The following is a 21,107-nucleotide window of genomic DNA, read 5'->3' on the forward strand; positions in this document are numbered from 1 at the left end:
AGTCGGTTTAGAGACCGAGGTGCTTGTTGATCTCGTCCAGGGACTTGGCAATGTTGAGGTCGTAGCCCGGGCCAATGGGGTCATAGCCACGGTCCAGCAGCCAGAGGTTCCGGAAGCCCATGTCGTGCATCGGGTGTACGTCGTAGCGGGTGTGCGAGGAGATGTGCAGGAAGTCCTCCGGCTTGGCGTTCAGGGTATCGAGCATGTATTCGAAGGCCTGGTAACGCGGCTTGTAGGCCTGGGCCTGCTCAGCCGTCAGCACGGCGTGGAATTCAGCGCCGAGCTTGGGGATGCTGATGTCCAGGAAGCTGTCGTCGGCGTTGGACAGGGCCACCAGCTTGTAGTTGTCGCCCATGAGCTTCAGCGGGGCCGGCACGTCCTCATGGGCAACCCAGCCGCGGACAGCGTCAGCGAATGCGGCGCCGGCGCCTTCGGTCGGCCCAATGCCCCAGCGCTTGCACACCCGGTCAAAGGAATCCTGAAGGATTGCCTCGTAAGACTTGTAGTCGCCACAGACCTCGTCGAACCGGTACCCGCGGAACTGCTTCTTGAAGGCAGGCCACTGCTCTTCAGAGATGCGTCCGTCAAGGAGGCGACGCGTGGTGGGATCGATGTCGAAGTTGATCAACGTGCCGTAGATATCAAAAGATATGTACTTCGGCCGGGAGTTGGTGTCTGCCATGATTCGTCCGTTTCATTCGGTCTTGAACGGGAGGCCCGGATGTGTGGCCTGCCGCCTTCCTGTGGTCTGCGCCAGCGGTTCCTAGGGTTTATCAGGCTGCTTTGCCGGCTCTTCTCGACTCTAGATCTGCGATTGTAGATTGTCAACAGTTCTTTTTGAGACCCTTTCGCAAGTAGCACACCACTGGAGAAATACTCAATTTATTTATCGTCAATTGTTGACAATCGGCGATTGGACCTGTTGCATTGCTTTAGATGCGGAACGAGATCCTGATCACAACCGCATGGAGCAACAATCAAAAGACTGCCCCCAACTCAGCAAATCAACAACAGCTGAAACCATTTGAAGGGAAGCACCATGAAGACCATCAACAAAGTTCAGACCGCAGCCGCAGGGCTCGCCGTCGTATTCGCCCTGAGTGCATGTGGCGGCGCTGCCACCGGCACACCGGCATCTGATGACGCAAAGTCAAAGACCTCCGACACGACTGACATTTCAGAAGGTGTCCAGCCGGATGCGGCAGCTGTGGCCTTGTTGCCGCAGTCCTACAAGGACAAGGGCGAGCTGACGGTCGCGATGGACCTGCACTACCCGCCCACCACCTTCCTCGCTGAGGACAACACCACCGCGATTGGCCTCAATCCAGACGTGGCCCGGCTCGTTGCGAAGAAGCTTGACCTCAAGCTGAAGTTCGTGGACACGAAGTTCGACACGATCGTCCCGGGCCTTGACGGCGGCCGCTTCGACTTCACCGCTACCACCATGTCAAAGACTGAAGAGCGGCTTAAGGTCCTGGACATGATCGACTACTTCAAGGCCGGCAACTCTGTGGCCGCGGCTGCAGGGAACCCGCTGAAGCTCACCGTCGAGACCCTGTGCGGCAAGAACATCGCCGTCACCCAGGGTTCAACCGGCCAGCTCAAGCGCCTTCCGGCCCTGAGCGAGCAGACCTGCACCTCCAAGGGACAGCCTGCGATCAACGGCGTGACACTGCCCAACGTCCAGGAGGCCCTGACCCAGCTGCACTCCAAGCGGATCGACGGCGTCCTCTACGACACCACCTCCCTCGGTTGGGCCCAGAAGCAGCAGCCGGGCTCCTTCGAACTGATCGGCCGCGTCAACGTCGGCAACAGCGACGTGACGGCCATTGGCCTGAAGAAGAACTCTCCGCTGACCCCGGCCTTGCAGAAGGCCATCCAGTCCGTCCTTGAAACTCCGGAGTACAAGGAGTCCCTGGAGAACTGGGGTCTCGAGTCCGGGGCCATCACCGACGCCAAGCTGAACTAGCAGGACGCCTCCATGGTCACAGCTACTAAAAAAGGGAGTGAACCAACGATGAGTAGCATTGAAGCAGCGCTCAAGCCACGGATTCGGCTTCGGACACCCGCTGAGTACACAGGATGGGTCCTGGCCATTCTTGCCGGCATCGGAATCCTCGTCTCGGTCCTGACCAACCCCAACTTCAAGTGGGGCGTGGTTGCCCAGTACTTCACGCACGAATCCATCCTCCGTGGGCTGATGCTCACGATCTTCCTCACCCTTGCCAGCATGGCCCTGGGCACGCTGCTGGGACTGGGACTGGCGATCATGCGCTCATCCCACGTGAAGCCGATTTCCATCGCCGCAAATATCTACATCACGCTTTTCCGTGGCACCCCGGTGCTGGTACAGCTGATCTTCTGGTTCAACATCTCCGCCTTGTACCCGAACCTGACCATCGGAATCCCGTTCACGAACATCGGCACCGCGATCGACACGAACGCCCTGATGGCACCCATCACGGCAGCCTTGGTCGGCCTGACCCTCAACGAGGCCGCCTACATGGCCGAGATCATCCGCGGCGGGTTCTCCTCAGTGGGCAAGGGCCAGATCGAGGCAGCTGATTCGCTGGGGATGAGCGCCGGCACCAGGATGCGCAAGGTCATCATCCCGCAGGCGATGCCCTCCATCATCCCGGCCACCGGTAACCAGGTCATCGGCATGTTCAAGGGAACGTCTCTCGTGAGTGTGCTCGGTGTGGCCGAACTGCTCCAAAGCGCCCAGCTCATCTACGCCCGCACTTATGAAACCATCCCGCTGCTGCTCGTTGCCAGCCTCTGGTACCTGGTGATGACGCTGCTGCTGAGCTACCCGCAGTCCAAGCTCGAACAGAAATACTCCCGCGCAACATCCAGGCTTCCTCGGAAGGCGAAAAAAGTTGTGCTGACAGAACCGGAAGGTAACCTTCGATGAGCAACGACGGCACGATTCTTGCCCAGAAAATCCGGAAGTCTTTTGGACCCAAAACGGTTCTGAAGGACATCAACCTGGATATCGCCAGCGGAGAGATCTGCTGCATCATCGGCCCCAGCGGCTCGGGGAAGTCCACTATCCTGCGCTGCATCAACGGCCTGGAGACCGTTGACTCAGGGGTTCTGAAGGTCAACGGCGAGGACTTCGGCTACTACGAGACTGCCCACGCCTACCACGCGCACAGTCCCAAGAAGCTCGCCGAGCAGCGCACCCGGGTTGGGATGGTGTTCCAGTCGTTCAACCTGTTCCCGAACATGACCGCCCTGGAAAACGTCATGTCCGGACCTGTCCTGGTCAAGGGCGCAAACAAGAAGGAGTCCGCCAAGCGGGCCCAGGAACTGCTCGCGAGCGTCGGTCTGGCCGGCTTCGGGGACTACTACCCGGCCCAGCTTTCCGGCGGACAGCAGCAGCGTGTCGCGATCGCCCGTTCACTGGCGATGGACCCGGAGATCATGCTCTTTGACGAGCCCACCTCCGCGCTGGACCCCGAAAAGGTCGGTGAGGTCCTGGCCGTCATGAAGGATCTCGCGAAGAAGGGCATGACCATGGTGGTGGTCACCCACGAAATGGGCTTCGCCCGCGAAGTGGCCGACTCGCTGATCTTCATGGACGACGGCTACGTCGTCGAACGCGGGGACGCCCGGGAAGTCCTGTCCAACCCGCAGGAACCCCGCACCCAGGCGTTCCTGCAGCAGGTGCTCTAACCGTGGATGGAAAACTCGCCGTCATCGGCCTGGGCAGTATCGGTTCCATGGCGCTCTGGCAGGCCTCACGCCTGTCCGATTCCGTCGTCGGATTCGAAGCCCATGCTCCCGCCCACGGCCGCAGCGCCGTCGGCGGCGATACCAGGCTCTTCCGCATGCTCTACCGCGGAGTCCCTGACTTCTACCCCATCCTCAAGCGCTCCCGTGACCTGTGGGCGGAGCTCGAAGCCGAAACGGGCCAGAGCATTCTGACCCGCTGCGGTGGACTCTCCATCGGCACCAAAGACGGGCCCTACATCCCAAGGCTGCTCGAAACCACCAGGGCAAACGGCGCCGAGCACCAGATCCTCAGCCGCGAGGAGATGGCCGAACGCTACCCCCAGCACAACCTCCGCCCGGACGACGTCGCCGTTTACGATCCCAACGGCGGCGCGCTGCGCACCGACCGTGCAGTGACGGCGGCGGTCGCCGCAGCGGAAGCCAACGGCGCAACCATCCACACGAACACCCCGATCGACAGCATCACGGAAACCGTCGACGGCGTCGTCATCACCTCGGGTGATAAGTCCTGGACCTTCGAGAACGTCATCGTCTCCTCCGGCGGCTGGTCCCAGCGCCTGATGCCCGATTACCTGAAGGCAGCAACCGAAACACGGCGGAATTATCTTTCCTGGTTCGTTGCCCGGGACGCAGCAGATTTCTCGCCGGAAAAGTTCCCCATCTTCATCCGGATCTCCGGGGACCGCTCCATGTACGGGGCGCCGGCTGTTGACGGCGTCACCGTGAAAGCGACCCTGGATGGCAGATCGGAACGGGCGTCCGGGCCGGATTCCGTCGTCAGGGAACTAACAGCCGCGGAAATCTCGGAAACCATGGAAACGGTCACCGAGTTCTTCCCGGGGCTGTTCCCCAACATCGTCCGCTCCGACGCCTTCCCTGATCTCTACACCAAAGACGGCAATCCCCTGCTCGGGCACCTGAACGAGCAGAGCAAAATCTACCTCGCCACAGGCTTTTCCGGCGGGGGCTTCAAAATGGCTACGGGTTACGGAGAGATCGCCGCAAACGAAGCCTTGGGCAAGCGGCCCTTTGATGGCCTGGCTTTCGTCAGGCCCGAACGCTTCAAGACGAGCTAGTCGTCCAGCAAGTGTTTGACGCGGATCACTCCGCTAATTGTTGACAATCTACAACCCCTACGAAAGTATGAAGCCATGGCAACTCTCAGTCCCCTCCTCAAGCAAGCTACCCCCGTCGTCGTAGACCACGCCCTTGGCAGCTGGATCCACGCGACCGACGGGAAAAAGTACCTCGATTTCACCACTGGAATCGGTGTCACCAGCACGGGTCACTGCCACCCCGACGTTGTAGCGGCAGCACGCGAGCAGGTGGGCAAGATTGTCCATGCCCAGTACACCACCGTGATGCACAAGCCCTTGCTTGAGCTCACCGAAAAACTGGGAGAGTTCCTGCCCTCGGGGCTGGACAGCGTTTTCTATGCAACGTCCGGCTCCGAGGCAGTGGAAGCTTCAGTACGCCTGGCACGCATGGCCACCGGGCGCCCCAACATCATTTCCTTCCACGGCGGCTTCCACGGCCGCACAGTTGGAGCCGCGTCGCTCACCACGGCCGGCACCAAATTCCGCTCAGGCTTCTCCCCCCTCATGGGCGGAGTGCACATCTCACCCTTCCCGCACTCCTACCGGTACGGCTGGGATGAGGAAACCGCAGTCAACTTCGCGCTGAAGGAACTGGACCACCTCCTCCTGAGCATCAGCAGCCCCGCAGACACTGCAGGTTTCATCATCGAACCGGTCCTGGGCGACGGCGGGTACATCCCCACTCCCCCGGCCTTCCTGCAGGGACTGCGGGAACGCGCTGACCGCCACGGCATCGTGCTCATCCTCGACGAGGTCCAGGCCGGCGTAGGCCGCACCGGAAAGTTCTGGGGCCACGACTGGGCAGGCATCACCCCTGACGTTGTCATCACCGCGAAAGGACTCGCCAGTGGCTTCCCCATCTCAGCCATCGCAGCTTCCACTGAGCTGATGGGCAAGGCCTGGGCAGGTTCACAGGGCGGCACCTACGGCGGAAACGCCGTCGCCGCCGCAGCCGGTGTGGCAACCCTCGGCGTCATCGAGCGCGAGAACCTGGTCCAGAATGCCCTGCTCCGGGGCGACGAACTCCGCGCAGGACTTGACCTGCTCAAGACGGAATTCACCGGAATCGGCAATGTCCGCGGCCGCGGCCTTATGCAAGGTGTCGAATTCACCGCTGCAGACAACACTCCTGACGCGGCTTCTGCACTGGCCGTCCAGCAGGCCGCCATCAAGGAAGAACTTCTCCTCCTCACCTGCGGACCCCACGGCAACGTTGTCCGCATCATCCCGGCGCTGAACGTCACCAGCGACGAGATCCAGGCCGGCCTGACCAGGTTCACCCAGGCACTGAAGACGGCCACCTCCTAATCCTTCCCTTCCATCATTGAAAGCGTGACATGAGCACTTCATTTGATCCCAGTACCCTCTACACCGACCTGTTTATAGATGGCGTATGGCAGAAGGCCAGCAGCGGGGCGACGTTCCCTGTTGAGAACCCGGCCACAAATGAAGTCATTGCCCACGTGGCCGATGGTGGTCCCGAGGACGCGGCCCTGGCCATCCAGGCAGCGGGCCGTGCCCAGGCGGCGTGGGGTAAGTCCGCTCCGCGGGAACGGGCGGACATCCTGCGCCGCGCGTTCGAGCTGGTCCTTGCCAATACCGACCGGTTGGCGGCGATCATGACCGCGGAGATGGGCAAACCCCTTGCCGAAGCGAAGGGGGAGGTGGTGTACGGGGCAGAGATGCTCCGCTGGTTCTCCGAAGAGGCCGTCCGGATCGGCGGGGACAACACCACCTCGGTGGACGGCAACACCCGGATCATGATCACCAAGGAACCCGTGGGTCCGTCGGTGCTGGTGACCCCGTGGAACTTCCCGCTGGCAATGGGGGCACGCAAGATCGCCCCCGCGGTCGCGGCCGGCTGCACCATGGTGTTCAAGCCTGCCGAACTGACCCCGCTGACTTCCCTTGCCCTGGTGGACATCTTCCGCCAGGCCGGCCTGCCGGACGGGGTGCTGAACGTCGTGACCACCGCCAGCGCCGCTCCCGTGGTGGAGAACTGGACGGCCAGCGGCATCGCCCGGAAGATCAGCTTCACCGGCTCCACCGGGGTGGGCAAGATCCTGCTGAAGCAGGCCGCGGAGAACGTGATGCGCTCCTCGATGGAACTGGGCGGGAACGCCCCGTTCATCGTCCTGGCCGACGCCGACATCGAGAAAGCAGTCGACGGGGCCATGAAAGCGAAGATGCGGAACATGGGCGAGGCCTGCACCGCCGCGAACCGTTTCTTCGTGCACCGCTCAGTCGTTACCGAATTCAGCGAGAAGTTCGCGAAGAAAATATCCGAACTGCAGGTCGGCAACGGCGCCCTGGAAGGAACCGACGTCGGTCCCCTGATCGAACAGAAGGGCCTGGACAAGGTCCAGGCCCTCGTCGCCGACGCCGTGTCCAAGGGCGCTAAAGTCCTCACCGGCGGCAACCGCCCCGAAGGCCCCGGCTACTTCTACACCCCCACCGTCCTGACCGACGTGAGCCTGGACGCGGACCTGATGCACACCGAGATCTTCGGACCCGTCGCCGCCATCACCACCTTCGACAGCGAAGACGACGTGCTCCGCGCAGCCAACGACACCGAATGGGGCCTGGTGGGCTACGTGTTCACCGAAAGCACCGCCAAGACCCTGCGGTTCTCCGCCGAACTCGAAGTGGGAATGGTCGGCATCAACACCGGCCTCGTCTCCAACCCGATAGCCCCCTTCGGCGGCATCAAACAATCCGGACTCGGACGCGAAGGCGGCAAGATCGGCATCGAGGAATTCCTTGAATACAAATACACAGCAATAGCAATCTAGAAACTATGTAGTAATGCCAAAAAGCGAGACGAGGGGGATGTCAATGGCGGCACCAGGAGCACTGTTTGCACTGGAAGGAAGGCCCACGGCGCAACTGATCGCAGACCAGTTGCGGGAACAAATTGTCCAGGGGATGTTCCGTCCGGGAGAGCAGATCAATGAGTCTGTCCTGGCAAGCCAGCTCAACACATCACGGGGACCTGTCCGTGAGGCGTTGCAGCGGCTGTGCCAGGAAGGAATCCTGGTCAGCCGTAGGAACCGGGGAGTGTTCGTCCTGGAGCTTGCCATTGATGACGTCAGGGAGATCTACGCAGTCCGCGAGGCTGTGGAAACCACCGCTGCGGACGCCCTGCTGGATGGCGGCCAGGAACAGGTGGACGACACCTGCCAGGTCTTGACGTCAGTCATCGAAGACATGGCCAAGCAGGTAGCGGTATCCGACTGGCAGGCAATTGCGCGGCTGGATATGCAGTTCCACACCGCCTTCGTGTCCGGGGCAGGCAACACCCGCCTGATCCGCATTTACGAGACCCTCGCAGCGGAATCGAGGATGTGCATCCTCAACCTCGCCGTCGCTTACCCCCGGATCGACGTCTTGGTCCAGGAACACCAGAACCTTCTGGATCTATTGGCGGCAGGCGACAGGGAAGCCCTCCACGAAGCCATCGCACGGCACATGCAAAAGGCGGTTGAGGACCTCACATCGTCCACAGAAGATCCGGGAAGCGCAGTCCAGGCCTCCCCGGCACAAATTTCATAAAGCCCTTAAAGGAGAAGGCCAGATCAATCTGAACTGGCCTTCTCCTTGCTTACTGGCCGCACGCGGGGAGATCCCGCAAAGAAAGATCATGTGAACTGTCGACGATCTGCTATTTGGGTGGTTGCATTGTAACTACAGAACGGCGGGGGACGTGCATAGGAGGTAAGCATGAAACCCGGAAACAGAGTCAAGGCTTGGGCTGGAGCAGCGGCAGCTTTGCTGGTACTCAGTGCGTGCGGGCCGAGCGCCAGCAACGACCCCGGTGGTATCGGCTCCAAGACCTCGAACACGGCCGATATCTCTGAAGGGATCCAGCCTGACGAGGCCGCCGTCAAGCTTCTGCCGCAGTCCTTCAAGGACAAGGGCGAACTGACAGTGGCAATGGACCTGCACTACCCGCCGACGACGTTCCTGGCTGATGACAACACCACTCCTATCGGGCTGAACCCGGATGTGGCGCGTCTGATTGCCAAGAAGCTTGGACTGAAGCTGAAGTTCGAGAACACGGCGTTCGACACGATCATTCCCGGTATCGACGGCGGCCGTTATGACTTCACCGCCACCACCATGTCCCCGACGGAGGAGCGCCTGAACGTCCTGGACATGATCGACTACTTCAACGGAGGGCTTTCTCTTGCAGTTGCCCACGGCAACCCGCTGAACATCACCAATGCTGACATGTGCGGCAAGAACATTGCCGTCACCAAGGGTTCGAACGCCCAGCTGAAGCACCTGCCGAACGTCTCGAAGTGGACGTGCGAGGAAAAGGGCAAGCCGGCCATCAGCGGCGTTACGCTTCCCAACGTCCAGGAAGCCCTGACCCAGCTGGCCTCCAAGCGCGTCGACGGCATCCTGTATGACACTGTTTCGCTTGTCTGGGCAGACGAACAGCAGCCGGATACTTTCACGGTCCTGACCCCGCAGGTGGACACGCGTTCGGACCATGTGGTGGCTATTGGCCTGAAAAAGGGATCGCCCTTGACGCCGGCATTGCAGAAGGCCACGCAGAGTGTCCTTGATAGCCCCGAATACAAGAAGTCACTCGCCAACTGGGGCCTCGAAGAAGGCGCCATAACCGAAGCAAAGCTGAACTAGAGGGACGCCGTGCTGAAAATAGTTCGTCAAGCAAATGAGGAATCCACGGGTGTCATGGACCCGGCCCTCAAACCCAGGCTGCGGCGGCGAAGTACTTCCGAGTACGTCGCGTGGGTGCTGTCCACACTGGTGGGGCTGGGCATCCTGATCTCCGTATCAACCAATCCCAACTTCAAGTGGGGTGTGGTTGCCCGGTACTTTACCCACGAAACAATCATCCGCGGGCTCATGCTCACCATCTTCCTGACGGTGGCCAGCATGGCACTTGGAACCCTCCTGGGGCTGGCGCTTGCGATCATGAGGTCCTCCAGCATCAAACCCATTGCGGCCACGGCGGGCGTCTACATCACCATTTTCCGTGGCACGCCCGTCCTGGTGCAGCTCATTTTCTGGTTCAACGTTGCTGCCCTCTACCCGAACCTGTCGATCGGCATTCCGTTTACGGACATCAGCACAGCAATTGATATGAACACTCTGATGGCACCGATCACGGCGGCACTGGTCGGCTTGACCCTCAATGAGGCCGCGTACATGGCCGAGATCATCCGTGGCGGGTTCTCGTCGGTGGGCAAGGGCCAGATTGAAGCAGCAGATTCCCTTGGTATGAGCGGTGCGATGAAGATGCGCAAGGTGGTCATTCCGCAGGCGATGCCCTCAATCATCCCGGCCACCGGTAACCAGGTCATTGGAATGTTCAAGGAAACCTCCCTTGTGAGTGTGCTGGGCGTCGCGGAACTGCTTCAAAGCGCCCAGCTGATCTACGCCCGCACTTATGAGACCATTCCGCTGCTGATCGTGGCCAGCCTCTGGTACCTGGTGATGACTCTGCTGCTGAGCTACCCCCAGTCCAAGCTCGAACAGAAGTACTCCCGAGCGACCTCCAGGCTTCCCCGAAAGGCCAAACCCGTTCAGCTCACTGACCCGGAGGGTATTGCCCGATGAGCGACGACGGAACGATTTTTGCCCGGGGAATCCGGAAGTCCTTCGGCCCCAAGACAGTCCTGAAGGACATTGACCTGGAAATAGCCAGTGGCGAGATCTGCTGCATCATCGGCCCCAGCGGTTCCGGCAAATCCACGCTGCTGCGCTGTATCAATGGCCTGGAGACGGTGGACTCGGGCGTCCTGAAGGTTAATGGCGAGGACTTCGGGTATTACGAGACGGACCACGCCTACCACGCCGTGAGCCGCAAAAAGCTGGCTGAGCAGCGCACCAAGGTAGGCATGGTGTTCCAGCAGTTCAACCTCTTTCCGAACATGAGTGCACAGGAAAACATCATGGCCGGACCAGTCCTCGTGAAAGGCGATAAGCAGGAAGCCGCCAAGCAGGCCCACCAGCTGCTCGCCAGTGTTGGCCTGAGCGGGTTTCGGGATTACTTCCCGGCGCAGCTCTCAGGCGGTCAGCAGCAACGTGTGGCCATGGCCAGGTCGCTGGCAATGGAACCGAGCATCATCTTGTTTGACGAACCCACCTCCGCACTGGACCCGGAAAAAGTTGGCGAAGTCCTCGCCGTCATGAAGGACCTCGCCAAGAAGGGCATGACCATGGTGGTGGTCACCCATGAGATGGGCTTCGCCCGCGAAGTGGCAGACTCGCTGATCTTCATGGACGACGGTTCTGTTGTGGAACGCGGTGACGCCCGTGAGGTCCTTGCCGACCCCAAGGAACTACGCACGCAGGCCTTCCTGAACATGGTGCTCTGAGGAGAAGGGGCTCTGATGGACGGGAAACTGGCAGTGATCGGCGCCCGATGCCGTTTGAAGGGCCACGAGTCCAATACTGTCTATGAAGGTAATAGCCCAAAAATGAAGTGAGGGGATAGCAATGGCGGCACTTGAGGGACTGTTTGAGCTGGAAGGAAGGCCCACTGCTCAGCTGATCGCTGATCAGTTGCGGGAACAGATTGTCCAGGGGATTTTCCGTCCAGGTGAGCAGATCAATGAATCTGTCCTGGCAAGCCAGCTGCATTCGTCCAGGGGTCCGGTCCGTGAGGCACTGCAGCGGTTGTCCCAGGAGGGTCTCCTAGTCAGTCATCGCAACCGGGGAGTGTTCGTCCTGCAGCTCTCCAACGAGGACATCAAGGAGATCTACGCGGTCCGGGAAGCCGTGGAAACAACGGCGGCCGAAGCTTTGCTGGCTGCCGGCGATGAGCGGGTGAAGGACACCTGCCAGATTCTGACGGGCATCATCGAGGACATGGCCAAGCAGGTTGCCGCATCGGACTGGCAGGCCATTGCACGGCTGGACATGCAGTTTCACACCGCCTTCGTCTCGGGAACAGGCAACAGCCGCCTGATCCGGATCTACCAGACCCTGGCAGCGGAATCGAGAATGTGTATCCTCAACCTGGAAGTGGCCTACCCCCGTATTGACGCCTTGGTGGAGGAACACCAGAAGCTACTGGACCTCTTGGCGTCGGGCAACAAAACAGGACTCCTCAAGGCCATCAAACGGCACATGCAAACCGCCGTTGACGATCTCACCGGGCAGAGGAAAGAGAAGGCCTAGCCTGCAAACTCGGTTTTCTCTCTAGTAATTGTCAACAGTTGACGATAGGATGCCATAAGGGCATTCCGCCCAGTGGACAAGAGTGGAACCGGAAAGGCAGCGGAGAATGCTACAAAACCACGGTGAATCTCCGGGGCCGTCATGTTGAGCCTGAGCGTGCTCATCGCGGCCGCACTCCTAACCAGCTCATGCGCCGTCTTAGGCTTTCCGCGCTCAGCTCCCGGCACAAGGCTGGGGAAGACATTCAGCGACAGCACCTTGTTTCAGGTCTGTACCGGCCTGGTTGCTCTGGGTTCCTTGCTCTTCGCCCTCCATGTTGACTTGGGCATGTCCCTTGGCTGAGCCGTTGTTAGCAGCAACTCCCTTTCCACGGGGAGCGGAGCTGATCTTCCACGACCCTCTTACTGCTTTGGAGCCCGAGCGGCCGGCAGGCCACTCCCGCGTACCTGCTCAGTCTCATCAGTTTTCCCCCGGACCGAAACGCCAGGAGCCGAAACGCCGGGAGAGAGTGCCGGCTTCAAGGGCGGATCGCCTTGAAGCTGTTTCCAGGGAGCTGGTTATCCTCGCCCGGGAAAGAGGGAAGCCGGGCGGCTGACACCAGGCTGGTGATCCGCCGCCGGTTCCAAAATGGGACGCAAAGGCGGATTGCTGAGTGTACTGGGCAATACCCTCGGAGAACTGGTCCAGGTAGCAGCGGTGGCCGTGGGTCTCGGCGTCGTCCTGACCCAATCAGTGGTGCTTTTCACCGTGATCAAATTCGCCGGCGCGGCGTATTTGGTCTACTTGGGCATCCGGGCCATCAGGCACCGTGGACAGGGTACGACGACGGACCCGGTCCGCGGGTCCTCCACCGGGCGTGTCCTCAGGGAAGGCACGCTTGTGGGGGGCCACTAATCCAAAGTCGTTGATGTTTTTCGTGGCCGTGCTGCCGCAGTTCGTTGACTACTCCGCAGGCGCAATTCCCTGGCAGCTTGCCACCCTGGGCCTGGTTTTCCTGCTGATAGCTGTGGTGTCCGACAGCGTCTGGGCGCTTGCCGCGGGGACAGCCCGGCAATGGTTTGCGCGCTCCCCGCGAAGGGTAGCGACCGTGGGAACCACCGGCGGTGTGATGATGATCGGCTTGGGTGGCGCTCTCGCCCTGACCGGCACCAAAACCTGGGTCCAAAACCTAGGTCCAAGCCCTCGCCCCGGCCAGCTACCGTGCCGACCAGCCGCCGTCCATCGTGTAGCTGGCGCCGGTCACCATCCCGGCGTGCTCGGAGGCCAGCCAGGCAACCAGCGAAGCTACCTCTTCGGGTTCAACCAGGCGCTTCACTGCGCTCTCTGTCAGCATGACCTTTGCCAGGACTTCGGCCTCCGGAATCCCGTGGACCTTGGCCTGATCGGCTATCTGGGATTCCACCAGCGGCGTGCGGACGTAGCCCGGGTTGATGCAATTGGACGTTACCCCGTGTTCCCCACCTTCAAGGGCCGTTACCTTACTCAGTCCCTCGAGGCCGTGTTTGGCGGCAACATAGGCGCCCTTGAAGGGAGACGCGCGGATCCCGTGGACCGAGGAAACGTTGATGATGCGCCCAAAGCCGTTCGCATACATGTGCGGAAGGGCTGCGCGGATGAGGAGGAACGGCGCTTCCAGCATGAGGGCAAGCAGCTGCCGGAAATCAGCAGGGTCGAACTCGTGCAGGGGGTTGATGCGCTGGATTCCGGCGTTATTGACCAGGATGTCGCAGTCCAGGCTCAGTGCCTCCAGCGATCCGACGTCCAGCAGGTCCACCGCCCAGGCTGTGCCACCCACTTCGTCGGCCAAAGCTGTGGCCCCGGCCTGGTCCACATCAGCCACCACAACCTTCGCACCATCATCAGCAAGAGCCCGCACGCAGGCCGCTCCGATTCCGCTCGCGCCGCCCGTGACCAGCGCTTTCCTGCCGTTCAGCATGTTTTCCTTTTCCATGGTCCCAGTCATTCCTTAGATCAACGCCCCCCAAACCAGCAGGATTGTGCATTCCTGAGTATTACTTTCCGGATGTTGCGGTTCAATGGGCAATGAAGCAGCACTCCTGTGCAGAATTGCAGATATGGACATTAATCCTGACGACCTGCTGGTGCTGCTCGCGGTATCCCGCTCGGCAAAATTCACGACGGCGGCCCAGGCTTTGGGTCTGAACCACACCACCGTTTCACGCCGGATAGCGGCGTTGGAAAAAACTCTCGGAGGCCGGGTGCTGGCCCGCGCTGCGGGCGGCTGGGAACTGACCGAGCTCGGCGCCCAGGCCGTGGCAGTCGCTGAGCAGGTGGAGGCGGCTGTGGACACGCTGGGTCCGTCAGGCAAGGCGCCTGACCCGATTACCGGCGTCGTCCGCATGACCGCTACTGATGGCTTCAGCGCTTACATTGCCGCCCCGGCAGTGGCGCGGCTGCGTAAGAATCATCCCGGGCTGAGCGTGGAAATCGTGACGGTGACCAGGCGGGCGCTGCAACAGCGGTCCGGCCTGGACATCGAGGTGGTGGTCGGAGAGCCCCAGGTCCATCGCGCCGAGGCGTTCCGTCTGGGCGAATACGTGCTGGGAATGTATGCCTCAAAGAGATATCTCGCCGCCAACGGGACCCCGGCCACCGTGGCGGAACTCGCCGAACATCCCCTGGTCTACTTTGTGGACTCGATGCTGCAGGTGGATGATCTTGATGCTCCGCGCAGACTGGTTCCGGAGATGAAGGACGGGCTCAGCTCCACCAATGTTTTCGTCCATGTGGAGGCCACCCGCGCCGGGGCCGGAATCGGATTCCTGCCGTGCTTTATGGGCGATCTGCACGAGGATCTGGTGCGGCTGATGCCGGAGAAGTTCGCAGAGCGACTCCCCTACTGGATGGTCCTGCGCCCGGATTCGATGCGCCGCCCCGCCGTCGCCGCCGTCGTCCATGGCTTGCGTGAGCAGACAGTGGCGCACCGCAAAGCGCTGCTGGGTATGGCTTAGGGAACGTTAGCGGTCTCCACCGTTTCCGGCAGCTCGACAGGATCGTGGCGGATCGGCGAACCGGCCGCGAAAGCACGCACCTTGGTATCGTCCCAGATATGCGCGGGCACGCCGCCGCCCAGGAGCCGACGGGTCAGCTGGGGATCGTCATCGAACCGCTGGTCACTCCCGGCCATCACCATGTTGCCGTAGCGGCGGCCCTTGAGCATGGCCGGGTCCGCAATGATCATGGTGTGCTCGAAGGTAGCGGCAATGGTGGCGGCGTCTTCCCGGGCATTTTTCAGATCAGGCGCGTCTCCCGAGTTCACAATGTAGATTCCGCCGGGGGCGAGGACCCGTCGGGCGTGCTGGTTGAATTCCCGCGTGGTCAGGGAGCGCGGGGTGAACGCGCCGGCAAAGACGTCCCTGATGATGACGTCCCGGGTATCCGGAGTGAGGGTTTCTGTCACCTCGCGGGCTTCACCCACGCGCAGGCGCAGCATGGGGGCTTTGGGCAGATCGAACCAGCCGCGGACATATTCGGCCAGTTTGCCGTCCAGTTCCACCACCACCTGGCGGGCCTCGGGATAGGAGGCATGGAAATACCTGGCCAGGGAGCACGCGCCGCCGCCCAGGTGCAGTAGCCGCAGCTTGGGTTTGGACTCCGGCGGCCAGCGTGATTCAACCAAGGCGGACATCCAGCGCATGTACTCGAATTCGAGGAGGAGCGGATCGGCCAGGTCAATGTGGGAGCTCATCACCCCGTTGATCCGCAGGAGCCAGCCTGATGAGTTGTCCTGGTCAGCGATCAGCTGGCAGTCGCCGGTGTCGATGTAATAGACGCCTTCCGCAGGTCCCTCCGGGCGGGTTCCTTTAGGTATCTCCACCACGCCCGGCTCTGATTTTCCGGCCGTTGTGCTTCCGGAGGTTCTACCGGCTCTACCCTTCCGCCCCATCAGCCGGCCACTGCTTTACTCATGCCTTAACCCTAGTTGCTGATACGTGAACGCTGGTTCACAGCACCGCCGTGGCAGCAGCGTCGCTAACCAGCACCGTTAATGCCGCTGTTTCCAAGTGCAGCGCTATCGCCCTTCCGGATTCGCTCCACCACGGCGGTGGTGGAGAGTTCTGCGACGTAATCCAGGATGGTCACCTTGCCGCCGTAGCTCTCCACAGCCTGGGTCTCCGCGAGCATCTCCGGAGTGTAATCGCCACCCTTGGCGTAGATCTCGGGCTGGACCATCTCGATCAAGGGAATAGGGGTCGGCGTATCGAAAACCGTCACATAGTCCACGCAGCTCAACGCGGCGATGACTGCTGCCCGGTCGGCCACCGTATTGATCGGCCGGCCGGGACCTTTGAGTTTCCGGACGGAATCGTCGCTGTTGAGCGCCACCACCAGGATGTCGCCCAATTGCTTGGCCTGGTTGAGGTATCTCGTGTGGCCGCGGTGCAGCACGTCGAAGCAGCCGTTGGTGAGCACGATCCTCCGGCCGTCGCTGCGGTGGCCTCGAATGTGGCGTACCAGTTCGTCAGCACTGAGCGCGGTATCCGCGAAGCTTTCGAGGTACCGGCTGAGTTCCGCCGTGCCGCACACCGAGGTACCGGCATGGTGAACCACGACGTCGGCGGCAGCCTGGGCGAGATCAAGGCTGGTGGTGAGGGGCAGGGACGCGGTCCGAGCCAGAGTCAGGGCAGCCACGAAGGTGTCCCCCGCCCCTGAAGCCTGCTTTTCGGCAGCCGGCCGTGCCCAGGTGCGGTGGGTGGTGCCTGCCGCTGGCAGCAGCAACGTGCCGTCCCGGTCCAGTGTGACTACCACCGCCTTCGCCCCCGTTGCTTCGATGAGCCGGTCCCGGTTGCTCTCGATCACGGCGGGGCGGTCGTCTTCGTCGGACAAGCCAAGGCCCAGCAGCCGTGCAGCCTCCTGCGCGTTGGGCGTCACAAGGTCCGGTTGTAGGGGTGCCCAAGGGCGCGGATCATGGGCGTCAACTACGGCCAGAAGTCCCGTCTGCCGGTCGGAAAGAACATCCAGGAGGGCGCTGCGGACCGGACCCTCAAGCGATCCCGAACTGTAATCGCACAGGACAACGGCATCCTGTCCCTTGATGGAATCGCCCACAGCATCCGCCAGCGCATTCAACGCCTCCAGGGGAATGGCCCGGGCGGCATCATCGAAACGGAGCAGCACCTGACCTCCGCTGCTGACGCGGGTCTTGGTGGTGGTGATCATATCTGCATGGTCCACCAGGTTCCGGACGTCCACGCCTGCGGCCTGCAACTGCCGCTTGAGTTCCCGGCCTGCCTCATCCCGGCCGATTATTCCCGCAATACTGACTCGGGCCCCCAACGCAGCTAGGTTCATGGCGGTGTTGGCGGCGCCTCCGGGGGCGAAATCCCTGCGGTTGATTTCCACCACCGGTGCCGGCGCTTCACGGCAGAAACGGTTAATGGCACCGCTCCACCAGCCATCGAGCATGACGTCGCCCATCACGGTAATGGCAGGAGATGTGGCGGCCAGCCTTCCGGGCAGCCAGTCCGCGAGGCCCCGCTGCTCGGAGAGTTCCGTCATGGCTGACCGTCCACGCTGCCATCGACGACGGCGGAACCCTCTGTGCGAACAAGCGCGACGGTTGCCGGAGCGGCCTCAGCTTCAGGAGCGGTGTCAGCCTCAGGAGCGGCAACTTCCGGGGCGGAGTCAGCCTCCGGGGCAGCGGCGATGTGGACAACCTTGACGCGGGTGAATTCATCCAGCAGTTCCGGCCCGTACCCGAAGCCATCGCCGCTCTCGCCCCGGGGTTGGGCTGAGCCGCCCGGTGCCCCGCCAAAGACCTCGTTGATCTTCACAGTGCCCACCGGGAGTCCTGCTATGGCGCGCTGGGCGTGTGCGATCCTTCCCGTGAGTACCGTGGCGGCCAGGCCGTAGCGTCCTCCCGCAGCCAGGGCCAGGCCCTCGTCGAAAGTGTCCACCACCTGCACCGGCGCCACGGGCCCGAACGTCTCTTTTTTCATGATGCCCATGCCGCCAGTGCAGTTCAGCAGAACGGTCGCCGGGTAATAAGCGCCCGGGCCTTCCGGCACCTCGCCCCCTTCAATCGCCTTGGCTCCCTGTTCCAGGGCAGCCTCCACCTGCTGGTGGACGGCCTCCCGCATGCGGAGATCCACCAGCGGCGCCAAGGCACCGGCGTCGTTCCTTTGGCGCGCCTCCGCCTCCAGGGCTGTGCAGAATGCGTCCGCGATGGAACGGTGAACATAGATGCGTTCCACTGAGGTGCAGATCTGCCCGCTGTTGCTGAACGCGCCGATGGCAGCCTGCCGGGCCGCCCAGACGGGGTCGACGTCGTCATCCACCAGAAGGGGATCGTTGCCGCCGTTTTCCCTGATCACATGGGCCGCGTTCTGCAGCGACGTGCGCGCAATCTTTGCCCCGGCTTCGCTGGAGCCGACGTGCGCCACCACTGCCACTCCCGCTTGTTCGGTCAGGAGGGTTCCGATCTCCGGGCCGCCTGTAAGAGTTATCAGAACGTCCGGCGGGAATACTGGTGCCAGAACCTCGCCAAGCAGTACACCAAGGTGCGGGCACCGTTCGCTTGGCTTGTGGATCACCGTATTCCCGGTCACCAGGGCGGCCCCGATCAGTCCGCAGGCCACAGCAACGGGATCGTTCCAAGGCGTCAAAAGAGCGGCAACGCCACGGGGTTCGGCAACGGTGTAGTCGGAAGCCAGAAGGTTACCTCTCAGGCTATGGCCGCGGTGGACTGGCCCCAGCTCCGCATATTGCTCCAACGTTGAGACGCCTGCCGCAATGCCGGCCAGAGCTTCTTCCACAGGCCGCCCTGTTTCCCGGGCGTTCAACTCAGCGAGCTCGGCCGCCGCGGCGTTCAAGGCGAGCGCGGCTTCCCTCAGGCGGCGTCCGCGGTCAGAGGGAGACGTGGCACCCCACCCTTCCTGGGCGTCACGGGCGGCGTTGACGGCTCGTCGGATATCCAAGGGAGCCGCTTCCTGCAAGGTACCTACCAGGTCTCCGGTCCGCGGATCGTAAATGGTGATTCCTTCCACCTCGGCGGTACGGACTCGCTGGACAACTGTAGACATCGCACTCCTCCTCGGCAGGCGCTCCCCGGCCCCCAGGGTAAGGGGTGGGAAGCAGTAGCTGCAAGACGTTCTTATCCCGTGTCCGTACCCCTCGGGAGGGCTTTTTAGACACCAAAACGCGAACTCGTTTTGGAGCGGAAGGAGTGGGTACTTTGCCAGTAGCAGGAGGCCGTGGAAGAGCCGTATGGTGTCCCCACGGGGAGCGGCGGCCGGACCCTCTAAAGAGGCGATCAGCAGCATAAGGAGAGCAGAGTGGAGCAGCTCACGGCAGATTTTGGTGGAGCGGGCGTCGTTGGAACCGGGGTGGGGCCTGTCCTGGAAAAATTCGAAGGAATTTCAAGGATTGCGGTGCTTCGCGGAGGGGGGCTCGGGGATCTGCTGTTCGCCATTCCTGCCATCACTGCGCTGAAGGCCGCCTACCCCGGGGCGGACGTCACTCTCCTGGGAACGCCAATCCATGAGCAGGTGGTCTCTGCAACGGTGGGACCCATCAACAGGGTGCGCATCCTGCCCTATTCCGAAGGCGTCCGCCCGGGCGAAGAGGACCCGGCCAGGCTGGAGCGTTTTTTTGCGGAGATGCGCGCGCAACAGTTTGACCTTGCCGTGCAGCTCCACGGAGGCGGACGCTACTCCAACCCGTTCCTGCTGAGGCTGGGAGCCCGCCACACGGTGGGCACGCGGACAGTTGACGCGGCCAGCCTGGAGCGCACAGTCCCCTACCTTTACTACCAACATGAGCCGCTCCGGGCATTGGAGGTGGCTGGCTTTGCCGGGGCCCCTCCGGTTGACCTTGAGGCGAGGCTGGCCCCTTCCGCCGGCCTGGATGAGGACCTCGTGAACAACGAGGCAGAGGCGCTGGTGGTGATCCATCCCGGCGCCACAGACCCCCGACGGCGTTGGCCGGCGGAGCGGTTTGCGGAAGTGGCCGCATCCTGCGCTGCCGATGGATGTCAGGTGCTGATCGTGGGTGACTCCAGTGAACAACCGCTCGCTGAACGGATCGCTGAACTGGCCGCCGCCTCCTCCCCCGGAATGGTCAGGTCAGTAGCGGGCCGGCTCGACGTGTCCGGACTGGCAGCACTGCTGGCCCGGTGCACGGTGATGGTGGCCAACGACAGCGGGCCGCGCCATTTGGCCCAGGCGCTGGGCGCTCCCACCGTTGGCATCTACTGGGCGGGCAACGTTATCAACGCAGGTGCCCTGGGCCGGAGCCTCCACCGCGTCCATGCCTCCTGGACAACCAAATGTCCGAGCTGCGGGATAGATGTGACGCAGGTAGGCTGGACGGCTCCCCGCTGCAGCCACAACGATTCCCTCGTGGAGGAAGTGGCGGCCACGCAAGTCTATGAGGACGTCAGGGGCCTTACGGCCAGGAGCCCTCGTCTTCGTGGCAGATGAGCATTTCGCGGATTTCGCATCCTTGAGGTTGGGACAGCACAAAAAGAATGGCCTGCGCGACGTTGGCCGGATCATTCAACCGGGAGTCATCCTGGGGTTTGTACTGCTCAGGACGGTCGTCGAAGAACCTGGTTTTCATTCCACCGGGGATCATGGTGGTCACGCCGATCTCGCCTCCGGTCTCAGCTGCGAGTGCGTGACTGAAGCCCACTACTCCGAACTTTGAGGCGCAGTAGGCCGACGCCTCAGGCAGGGCCCGTTTCCCCAGGGTGGACGCAACGGTCACCGCTCTGCCACGGGAGGCCTTCAGATACGGCAAGGCGGCGCGGACAACAGAGACCGTCCCCAGCAGGTTGACGCCGATTACCTTCTCCCAGTCCTCGGCAGCTACGTCCTCCAGTTTTCCGCACCGGTCAATCCCTGCGGCAGTCACCACGGCGTCAAGTCCATCGAGGGTCTCCGCCGCCTGGCGCACGGCCTCCTCCACTGCCAGCCGGTCAGAGACGTCCACTTCGAAAGCCTTAACGGCCGAGACATTGCTGATATCGCGGTCCAGCACCACGGGAGTCCCGCCCGCTTTCAGGACGGCGTCGACGACGGCGGCACCGAGTCCGGAGGCTCCCCCCGTCACCAGTACACGGCCAGGGCGCATTGATTCTGCATTCATGGTGTTCCT

General features: G+C 62.1%; 19 protein-coding genes and 1 pseudogene. 14 read left to right on the plus strand and 6 right to left on the minus strand.

Annotated features, from left to right (window positions below):
* Positions 1–7 precede the first annotated feature (7 nt).
* Positions 8–682, minus strand: coding sequence for a haloacid dehalogenase type II (locus tag M1E02_RS18490; protein WP_479375638.1), 675 nt, complete (start codon positions 680–682; stop codon positions 8–10).
* A gap of 357 nt (positions 683–1,039) precedes the next feature.
* On the opposite strand from M1E02_RS18490, the gene M1E02_RS18495 reads away from it, so the two are divergent.
* The 12 genes and pseudogenes from M1E02_RS18495 to M1E02_RS18550 all read left to right on the plus strand — a co-directional run.
* Complete coding sequence (locus tag M1E02_RS18495; protein WP_479375639.1) at positions 1,040–1,969, plus strand: ABC transporter substrate-binding protein; 930 nt, start codon at positions 1,040–1,042, stop codon at positions 1,967–1,969.
* 48 nt (positions 1,970–2,017) lie between these two features.
* Entirely contained in the window at positions 2,018–2,914 is an 897-nt protein-coding gene (locus tag M1E02_RS18500; protein ID WP_479375640.1) for an amino acid ABC transporter permease, read from the plus strand.
* Entirely contained in the window at positions 2,911–3,678 is a 768-nt protein-coding gene (locus M1E02_RS18505) for an amino acid ABC transporter ATP-binding protein (protein WP_479375641.1), read from the plus strand. The genes M1E02_RS18500 and M1E02_RS18505 overlap by 4 nt, the downstream gene beginning before the upstream one ends.
* A gap of 2 nt (positions 3,679–3,680) precedes the next feature.
* Entirely contained in the window at positions 3,681–4,814 is a 1,134-nt protein-coding gene (gene solA / locus M1E02_RS18510) for an N-methyl-L-tryptophan oxidase (protein WP_479375642.1), read from the plus strand.
* Between the two features lie 75 nt (positions 4,815–4,889).
* Positions 4,890–6,143, plus strand: coding sequence for an aspartate aminotransferase family protein (locus M1E02_RS18515; protein ID WP_479375643.1), 1,254 nt, complete (start codon positions 4,890–4,892; stop codon positions 6,141–6,143).
* Positions 6,144–6,172: 29 nt separating this feature from the next.
* Positions 6,173–7,627, plus strand: coding sequence for an NAD-dependent succinate-semialdehyde dehydrogenase (locus tag M1E02_RS18520; RefSeq protein WP_479375644.1), 1,455 nt, complete (start codon positions 6,173–6,175; stop codon positions 7,625–7,627).
* Positions 7,628–7,670: 43 nt separating this feature from the next.
* Complete coding sequence (locus M1E02_RS18525) at positions 7,671–8,387, plus strand: GntR family transcriptional regulator (RefSeq protein ID WP_479375645.1); 717 nt, start codon at positions 7,671–7,673, stop codon at positions 8,385–8,387.
* Between the two features lie 168 nt (positions 8,388–8,555).
* A complete protein-coding gene (locus M1E02_RS18530) occupies positions 8,556–9,482 on the plus strand; it encodes an ABC transporter substrate-binding protein (protein ID WP_479375646.1) in 927 nt (308 codons plus the stop codon).
* Between the two features lie 9 nt (positions 9,483–9,491).
* Entirely contained in the window at positions 9,492–10,424 is a 933-nt protein-coding gene (locus M1E02_RS18535) for an amino acid ABC transporter permease (RefSeq protein WP_479375647.1), read from the plus strand.
* On the plus strand, positions 10,421–11,185 hold the full coding sequence (locus M1E02_RS18540; RefSeq protein WP_479375648.1) for an amino acid ABC transporter ATP-binding protein: 765 nt from the start codon (positions 10,421–10,423) through the stop codon (positions 11,183–11,185). The genes M1E02_RS18535 and M1E02_RS18540 overlap by 4 nt, the downstream gene beginning before the upstream one ends.
* Positions 11,186–11,306: 121 nt before the next feature.
* Positions 11,307–11,990, plus strand: a complete 684-nt coding sequence (locus tag M1E02_RS18545) for a GntR family transcriptional regulator (RefSeq protein WP_479375649.1) — start codon at positions 11,307–11,309, stop codon at positions 11,988–11,990.
* 627 nt (positions 11,991–12,617) lie between these two features.
* Positions 12,618–13,146 (plus strand): annotated as a pseudogene (locus M1E02_RS18550) (LysE family translocator); the annotation flags it as partial.
* Between the two features lie 39 nt (positions 13,147–13,185).
* On the opposite strand, the gene M1E02_RS18555 reads toward M1E02_RS18550, so the two are convergent.
* Positions 13,186–13,953, minus strand: coding sequence for a 3-hydroxybutyrate dehydrogenase (locus M1E02_RS18555; protein WP_479375650.1), 768 nt, complete (start codon positions 13,951–13,953; stop codon positions 13,186–13,188).
* Between the two features lie 112 nt (positions 13,954–14,065).
* On the opposite strand from M1E02_RS18555, the gene M1E02_RS18560 reads away from it, so the two are divergent.
* The gene (locus tag M1E02_RS18560; RefSeq protein ID WP_479375651.1) at positions 14,066–14,962 is read left to right on the plus strand and encodes a LysR family transcriptional regulator; all 897 of its coding nucleotides are present in this window, start codon (positions 14,066–14,068) and stop codon (positions 14,960–14,962) included.
* Here the strand turns inward: M1E02_RS18560 and M1E02_RS18565 are convergent.
* The 3 genes from M1E02_RS18565 to M1E02_RS18575 all read right to left on the minus strand — a co-directional run bounded on the left by M1E02_RS18565 (position 14,959) and on the right by M1E02_RS18575 (position 19,033).
* Positions 14,959–15,897: a spermidine synthase gene (locus tag M1E02_RS18565; RefSeq protein WP_479375652.1), complete on the minus strand. Its 939-nt coding sequence runs from the start codon at positions 15,895–15,897 to the stop codon at positions 14,959–14,961. The genes M1E02_RS18560 and M1E02_RS18565 overlap by 4 nt on opposite strands.
* 86 nt (positions 15,898–15,983) lie before the next feature.
* Complete coding sequence (gene rfaE2, locus M1E02_RS18570; protein ID WP_479375653.1) at positions 15,984–17,510, minus strand: D-glycero-beta-D-manno-heptose 1-phosphate adenylyltransferase; 1,527 nt, start codon at positions 17,508–17,510, stop codon at positions 15,984–15,986.
* Entirely contained in the window at positions 17,507–19,033 is a 1,527-nt protein-coding gene (locus tag M1E02_RS18575; RefSeq protein ID WP_479375654.1) for an aldehyde dehydrogenase family protein, read from the minus strand. Before M1E02_RS18575 ends, rfaE2 begins: the two co-directional genes overlap by 4 nt.
* A gap of 252 nt (positions 19,034–19,285) precedes the next feature.
* Between M1E02_RS18575 and M1E02_RS18580 the strand changes: the two genes are divergently transcribed.
* On the plus strand, positions 19,286–20,431 hold the full coding sequence (locus tag M1E02_RS18580; protein WP_479375655.1) for a glycosyltransferase family 9 protein: 1,146 nt from the start codon (positions 19,286–19,288) through the stop codon (positions 20,429–20,431).
* Here M1E02_RS18580 and M1E02_RS18585 read toward each other — a convergent pair.
* A complete protein-coding gene (locus M1E02_RS18585; RefSeq protein WP_479375656.1) occupies positions 20,397–21,098 on the minus strand; it encodes an SDR family oxidoreductase in 702 nt (233 codons plus the stop codon). The genes M1E02_RS18580 and M1E02_RS18585 overlap by 35 nt on opposite strands.
* Positions 21,099–21,107: the final 9 nt, after the last annotated feature.

The organism is Arthrobacter sp. Z5-13 (genome assembly GCF_056499105.1).

What these genes read in the sequence shown, in the direction of transcription:
- M1E02_RS18490 (WP_479375638.1), bottom strand. Translation starts at nt 682, where the DNA reads ATGGCAGACACCAACTCCCGGCCGAAGTACATATCTTTTGATATCTAC.
- M1E02_RS18495 (WP_479375639.1), top strand. Translation starts at nt 1,040, where the DNA reads ATGAAGACCATCAACAAAGTTCAGACCGCAGCCGCAGGGCTCGCCGTC.
- M1E02_RS18500 (WP_479375640.1), top strand. Translation starts at nt 2,018, where the DNA reads ATGAGTAGCATTGAAGCAGCGCTCAAGCCACGGATTCGGCTTCGGACA.
- M1E02_RS18505 (WP_479375641.1), top strand. Translation starts at nt 2,911, where the DNA reads ATGAGCAACGACGGCACGATTCTTGCCCAGAAAATCCGGAAGTCTTTT.
- M1E02_RS18515 (WP_479375643.1), top strand. Translation starts at nt 4,890, where the DNA reads ATGGCAACTCTCAGTCCCCTCCTCAAGCAAGCTACCCCCGTCGTCGTA.
- M1E02_RS18520 (WP_479375644.1), top strand. Translation starts at nt 6,173, where the DNA reads ATGAGCACTTCATTTGATCCCAGTACCCTCTACACCGACCTGTTTATA.
- M1E02_RS18525 (WP_479375645.1), top strand. Translation starts at nt 7,671, where the DNA reads ATGGCGGCACCAGGAGCACTGTTTGCACTGGAAGGAAGGCCCACGGCG.
- M1E02_RS18530 (WP_479375646.1), top strand. Translation starts at nt 8,556, where the DNA reads ATGAAACCCGGAAACAGAGTCAAGGCTTGGGCTGGAGCAGCGGCAGCT.
- M1E02_RS18540 (WP_479375648.1), top strand. Translation starts at nt 10,421, where the DNA reads ATGAGCGACGACGGAACGATTTTTGCCCGGGGAATCCGGAAGTCCTTC.
- M1E02_RS18545 (WP_479375649.1), top strand. Translation starts at nt 11,307, where the DNA reads ATGGCGGCACTTGAGGGACTGTTTGAGCTGGAAGGAAGGCCCACTGCT.
- M1E02_RS18555 (WP_479375650.1), bottom strand. Translation starts at nt 13,953, where the DNA reads ATGACTGGGACCATGGAAAAGGAAAACATGCTGAACGGCAGGAAAGCG.
- M1E02_RS18560 (WP_479375651.1), top strand. Translation starts at nt 14,066, where the DNA reads ATGGACATTAATCCTGACGACCTGCTGGTGCTGCTCGCGGTATCCCGC.
- M1E02_RS18565 (WP_479375652.1), bottom strand. Translation starts at nt 15,897, where the DNA reads ATGGGGCGGAAGGGTAGAGCCGGTAGAACCTCCGGAAGCACAACGGCC.
- rfaE2 (WP_479375653.1), bottom strand. Translation starts at nt 17,510, where the DNA reads ATGACGGAACTCTCCGAGCAGCGGGGCCTCGCGGACTGGCTGCCCGGA.
- M1E02_RS18575 (WP_479375654.1), bottom strand. Translation starts at nt 19,033, where the DNA reads ATGTCTACAGTTGTCCAGCGAGTCCGTACCGCCGAGGTGGAAGGAATC.
- M1E02_RS18585 (WP_479375656.1), bottom strand. Translation starts at nt 21,098, where the DNA reads ATGAATGCAGAATCAATGCGCCCTGGCCGTGTACTGGTGACGGGGGGA.